Here is a 403-nt window from a genome sequence, read left to right as displayed (position 1 = left end):
TCGTCGGGTTGGCCTGCCGGTTCCCGGGCGGGGCCGACACCCCGGAGGACCTCTGGGACCTGCTGGCCTCCGGGACCGACGCCATGGGCGGGTTCCCCACGGACCGCGGCTGGGACCTGGAAGCCCTCTACCACCCGGACACGGAGCACCCCGGCACCACGTACACCCGGGACGGCGGCTTCGTGTCCGCCGCCGGTGAGTTCGACGCGGGGCTGTTCGGGATCTCGCCGCGCGAGGCGCTGGCGAGGGACCCGCAGCAGCGGTTGCTGCTGGAGACGTCGTGGGAGGCGTTCGAACGGGCCGGGGTCGACCCGCAGTCGCTCCGCGGCGAGCAGGTCGGCGTGTTCGCCGGAACCAACGGTCAGGACTACGTCGCGCTGCTGGACGACGGGTCCGAGGACGT

1 protein-coding gene is annotated in these 403 nt (G+C 73.4%); it reads left to right on the top strand.

What is annotated here, in order from left to right:
* A partial coding sequence (locus PUR56_RS15305; RefSeq protein WP_329949323.1) for a polyketide synthase occupies positions 1–403 on the top strand: 403 nt, incomplete at both ends.

This window comes from Streptomyces sp. BE303 (genome assembly GCF_036290945.1).
In the GTDB taxonomy this organism is placed as follows: Bacteria; Actinomycetota; Actinomycetes; order Streptomycetales; family Streptomycetaceae; genus Kitasatospora.
This window is presented reverse-complemented; position numbering and strand designations above follow the sequence as displayed.